General features: G+C 62.1%; 1 protein-coding gene. It reads left to right on the plus strand.

The genetic code is table 11. The features are described from left to right. A partial coding sequence (locus AC1Q61_RS32520) for an amino acid adenylation domain-containing protein (RefSeq protein ID WP_492654930.1) occupies positions 1-6,123 on the plus strand: 6,123 nt, incomplete at both ends.

The raw sequence follows: 6,123 nt of genomic DNA on the forward strand, positions 1-6,123 counted from the left end.
TGCGGCGTTGACTGCGCAGGTGCGTCCGGTTCGGGTTCCGTTGTCGTTGGCGCAGCAGCGCATGTGGTTCCTCAACCAGTTGGATACGAGCTCGGCAGGGAACAACGTCCCGGTTGCGATAACTCTCACCGGAGAACTGGACGTCTTGGGGCTGGAGCAAGCGGTCGCCGACGTTATCGGCCGTCACGAGGTTCTGCGCACGGTCTACCCCGAGGTCGACGGCGTCGGCTACCAGAAGATCGTTGCACCGGCTGATGTCGACGTGAACCTCGCTGCAACCTCGGTCTCGGATTCGGAGATCGTTTCCGAGGTAACGAACTTCGTAGCGGCAGGCTTCGACGTGACGGCCGAGGTGCCGTTGCGCGCCAAGCTTTTCCAGATCAAGGCCGACGAGCACGTTCTGGTATTCGTGGTGCATCACATCTCGACCGACGGTTTCTCGATGGGCCCGTTGACCCGCGACGTCATGACCGCCTACTACGCCCGAACCAACGGCCAGGCTCCGACCTGGACGCCGTTGCCGGTGCAGTACGCCGACTATTCGTTGTGGCAGCGTGAGGTTCTCGGGTCCGAGGACGATCCGCAGTCCGTCATCGCGCAACAGATCACTTACTGGGCGCAAGCACTGGACGGCGTGCCCGAACAGTTGAATCTTCCGGGGGATCGGGCTCGGCCGGCGGTATTCTCCGGTCAGGGAGCGACATTCGAATTCTCGATCGGTCAGGAATTGCATGAGCGGCTGATCAGCGTGGGCCGGGAACACAATGCGTCGATGTTCATGGTGGTCCATGCGGCTCTGGCGTCGCTTCTCGCTCGTCTGTCGGGAACAACGGACATCAACATCGGTGCACCGATGGCCGGGCGAGGTGAATCCGAACTCGACGATTTGATCGGAATGTTCGTCAACACCCTGGTTTTGCGTACCGAGGTTGATCCTTCGGCGGCGTTCACAACACTTCTGGCCTCGGCTCGGGAAACCGACCTTCAGGCGTTCGCGCACTCGGACCTTCCGTTCGAGCGGCTCGTGGAAGTGCTGGATCCCGTTCGGTCGAGGGCACATCACCCGCTGTTCCAGGTGGCATTGGCATTTCAGAACCTGGGGCAGAACTCGTTGGCTCTGCCCGGTCTGACGGCGGCCGAGTTCGAAATCGACGAGACCGTGGCCAAGTTCGACCTGCAGCTTACGATCAGTGAGGTATCAGAAGGGCTGTCGGCGACGTTCACGTACGCGACGGATCTGTTCGACGAATCGACCGTCCGCGGATTCGCCGCACGATTGATGCGCATTCTGAACGGAATTGCGACGGACCCCGCAACTTCAGTGGGTGACATCGAAATCCTCGACGCGTCCGAGCGTGAGGTTCTGACGAGTCAAAGGGCTTCGTCAGGAGTAGCGCAGGCGCCGTTGGCCGAGATTCTTGCCGACGCTGCTGCGCGCTACCCGGACAACGTCGCTTTGCGCTACCCCGGCACGGCGCAGGCCGCGGCCGGTAGGTCCATGACGTATCGCGAGGTCGACGAGTGGTCGTCGAGGCTGGCCCGCGTTTTGATCAACCGTGGTCTCGGGGCTGAAGATCTTGTGGCGGTGTCGATTCCGAGATCCGTCGAATCGGTACTCGCGGTCTGGGCAGTGTCGAAGACCGGGGCAGCGGTCGTTCCGATCGATCCGCACTATCCGGCAGACCGTATCGCGCACATGCTCAGCGACTCGGGTGCGAAGGTTGGCCTGACCCTCGACGTCGAACGTCCGAATCTCGCCGACGACGTCGAGTGGTTGGTCGTGGACGGACCGCTCGGCGAACAGATGATCGCCGGAGTGTCCGGAGCGCCAATAGATGCCGAGGAACGTGTCCGTGCACTGACGACTGCTCATCCGGCTTGGGTCATCTACACCTCCGGCACGACAGGACTGCCGAAGGGCGTTGTCGCGACCAACGCGGGACTGGCGAGCTTCAGTGTCACGCAGGCCGCGCATTACCTCGTGAAGCCCACCTCGCGGACATTGCACTTCGCGTCACCGAGTTTCGACGCGTCGATGCTCGAGTTGTTCCTCGCGGTGGCCACCGGCGCGACGATGGTCATCGTCCCGCCTGGCGTGTACGGCGGCGACGAACTGGCTGAGGTGTTCCGTAGCGAACGAGTCACGCATGCGTTCATCACACCCGCTGCCCTGGCGTCGATGGACCCGAGCGGCCTGGACGACCTGACGGTGGTAGGCGTGGGTGGCGAAGCGTATTCGCCGGAACTGATCAGCAAGTGGACGACAGGGGACGGATCGGCCGCGTCGGCTTCGGCTCCCAGGACATTCTTGAATGTCTACGGCCCGACCGAGACGACGATCGTGACGAACGTCAGCGTTCCGCTTCTGCCCGGTGACCGAATGGACATCGGCGCCACGATCGGTGACATGGCAGCATTCGTCCTGGACACACGACTCAATCCAGTTCCACTGGGAGTCTCGGGCGAGCTGTATCTGTCCGGTCCTCAGGTGACCCGCGGCTATCATCGTCGTCCAGGCTTGAGTGCCGATCGATTCGTGGCAAACCCGCACGGTAATCCGGGCGAGCGAATGTACCGAACCGGTGACGTGGTGCGCTGGGTCGCTGGAACGGCACCCTCCACCTACGCCGTGGAATACGTGGGCCGCAACGATTTCCAGGTCAAGATTCGCGGTTTCCGTATCGAACTGGGCGAAATCGATGCATCGCTGACGGCACACCCCGAGGTCGAGTTCGCTGCGACGATGGGTACGACCCTGCCGTCGGGTGCCCCGGCGCTGGTGTCGTACGTGTTCACCGGAAAGCACGCTTCGGTCACTTCGGCGGAATTGATCGAATTCGTCTCCAGAACCCTTCCGGCCCATATGGTTCCGGCTTCGGTCATGGTCTCCTCGGACATGCCGCTCAGTCCGGCAGGCAAGCTGGACCGAAAAGCGCTCCCAGCACCGGTTTTCGAGACCAAGGAATTCCGCGCCCCGGTCACCGAGATGGAACAAATCCTGAGCGAGATCTTCGCGGACGTTCTCGGCCTGGATCGCATCGGCACCGACGACTCGTTCTTCGCTCAGGGCGGCGACTCGATCATGTCCATCCAACTCGTCTCTCGTGCGAAGGCACGTGGGGTCGTATTCGCACCCAGTGACGTTTTCGAGAGCAAGACTGTCGCGGCATTGGCCGAAGTGGCGAAGTATGCCGCCGACGTCGAGGCCGCGGTGGTGCTCGAGGAGTTGCCGGGCGGTGGAGTCGGCTGGATGCCGTTGACGCCGATCGAACGATTCATGGTCGAGCGCGGTGGCAGCTACAACCGATTCACACAGACGATGACTCTCGAGCTTCCACTCGGAGTGCAGCGAGCCGACATCGTGCGAACACTCGCCGCAGTCGTCGACCACCACGACATGTTCCGCTCGCGGCTGATCTCCGACGGTCGCGGATGGGGGATGTCGGTCTCCGAGCCCGGAACCGTGGACGTCGAGGATCTGCTCAGCCGCGTCGATGTCGACGCGGCTGCGGACGAGTCGACAATTGTTCTCACGGCTTCCAAGGGCCTCGACGAGGCTCTCGGCCGGTTGAATCCGGCGGACGGCGTAATGGTTCAGTTCGTGTGGGTCGACTTCGGTCCCACTCGCACCGGGCGCTTGATCATCGCTGCACATCACCTGATCGTCGACGGGGTTTCCTGGCGAATCATCGTTCCGGATCTGGTGTCGGCTGCGGCTCAGATGGCCGGGGCGAGCGGAGCGACGGGGGATGTTGCTCTCGAGCCGACCGGTACGTCGATGCGACGCTGGGCTCATGCTTTGTCCGAAGAGGCCCATCGGGATTCGCGTGTGGCCGAGCTGGATACGTGGCGGAAGGTGTTGCAGACACCGGACCCGGTGCTGGGTAAGAGGGCGTACGACTCTGCCGTCGACGTTGCGGCAACGGTTCAGCGGATAAGCGTGACGGTCCCCACTCAGGTGACGGAGACTCTGTTGACCACGCTGCCGGAGGTTTTCAACGGCGGCGCCAACGACGGCCTGCTCGCTGGACTGGCACTCGCGCTGATCGAGTGGCGTCGCCGAGCCGGAATCGACTCGACGTCTGCTTTGCTGCAACTCGAGGGCCACGGTCGCGAAGAAGCCGTGATTCCTGGCGCGGATCTGTCAAGGACCGTTGGCTGGTTCACCGCTGCCTTCCCGATCAGTCTCGATCTTTCCGAGGTAGATCTGGGTGACGCTTTCGCCGGAGGTGATTCGGCGGGACGCGCGATCAAAGCAGTGAAGGAACAGCTGCTGGCGATCCCGGACAAGGGCGTCGGGTACGGACTGCTGCGCTACCTGAACGAAGACACGCGCGCAGTGCTTTCTCGCTTCGCCGGGGGACAGGTCAGCTTCAACTACCTGGGACGAGTTGTCGCCGAGGATCTTCCGGCAGGCGTCGAGGGACTCGGGTGGCTGCCGGCCGGCGATTTCGCCAACGTGTCGGCACCCGAAGACGTCGACATGCCCGCAAACAAGGTCGTCGACATCAATGCGATCGTCAACGACGGCGCAGACGGTGCTGTTCTGGAGGCCTCTTTCGCATACCCCGTCGGTGCCATCGACGGCGAGAGTGTCGAGACATTTGCACAGATTTGGGTCGAAGCACTGACTGCCCTGGCGGAGCATTCTCGCTCCGTCGGAGCCGGTGGACTCACACCGTCCGACGTGCCGCTTGTCTCCGTGAGCCAACGAGATATCGACGGCTTCGAGAATCGATTCGGTACGGTGACCGACATCTGGCCCCTGGCACCGCTGCAGTCCGGTTTGCTCTTCCACGCGATGTTGGCAGAATCCAGCGTCGACCTCTACTCGGTGCAGATGATTCTCACTCTGTCCGGGAAGGTGGATGCCGGCCGCTTGCGCACTGCAGCACAGGGAATCATCGACCGTTATGCGAACCTGCGAACGGCATTCACGGCCGACGACGACGGAACGCCGGTCCAGATAGTCCTCGAAGACGTTCCAGTCCCGTGGCGGAACATCGATCTCAGCGATATTGCGGCCGTCGACCGTGAGGCAGCTCTGAACGAAGTTTTGACGGCTGACCAGGCGACACACTTCGACATGGCGTCACCGCCGTTGATTCGGTTCACCTTCGTCACCATGGCGGAGGGGGACTATCGCTTGGTGGTGGCGAATCACCACATTATTCTCGACGGTTGGTCGGTGCCACTGCTCTTGCAGAACCTGTTGGCGCTGTACGCGACGCGTGGTGACGACTCGGTTCTTCCGCGTGTGCGTACCTATCGCAATTACCTGGCGTGGCTTGTCGATCAGGATCGTGATCGATCACTCACAGCCTGGGCGGATGTGCTTTCCGGCGTCGAAGAGCCGACGCTGCTTGCTCAGGTCACAGGCGGACAGGAATTCACCGCGCTGTCACAGAAGCTGAACGTGTCGATGTCGTCGGAGACAACCGCGGCGCTCACCGCTCTGGCCGCACGACTCGGGGTCACCGCCAACACGATCGTGCAGAGCGCGTGGGCGGTCCTGCTCGGTGCGTTGACCGGAACCGACGACGTTGTCTTCGGTGCAACAGTGTCCGGCCGGCCACCGGCGCTCACCGGCGTCGAATCGATGGTCGGGTTGTTCATCAACACCCTCCCCGTGCGGGTGCGCCTCGACGCCGCGGAGTCCGTCGAAGAATTGGTTGCCAGGGTCCAGATCGAGCAGGCGAGAATGCTTGATCATCACTATCTCGGTTTGACCGATGTCCAGAAAGCAGCGGACGTCGGAACACTGTTCGACACGTTGGTTGTATTCGAGTCGTACCCGGTCGACCGTGAGGGCCTCGCCGCACAGGCGGATGTTCTCGACGGAATGATGATCGACGACATCGCCTCGGACGATTCCACGAACTACCCGTTGACCCTGCTGATCGCACTCGACGAGCAGTTGCACTTGACGCTGCGGTACCTACCGGACTTCTTCGATGCCGACTACGCAACTGCGTTGCTGGACAGAGTTCTTCGACTGCTCTCCTCCGTAGCCACCGATCCTTCGGTGCGTGTTGGTGACGTTGATATTTTGGATTCTGTTGAGCGTTCGTTGGTGCTCGAGGGGTGGAATGACACGGCTCGTGAGGTTGCGGGTGTGTCGGT

The organism is Rhodococcus sp. MPR-R1B (assembly GCF_058793255.1).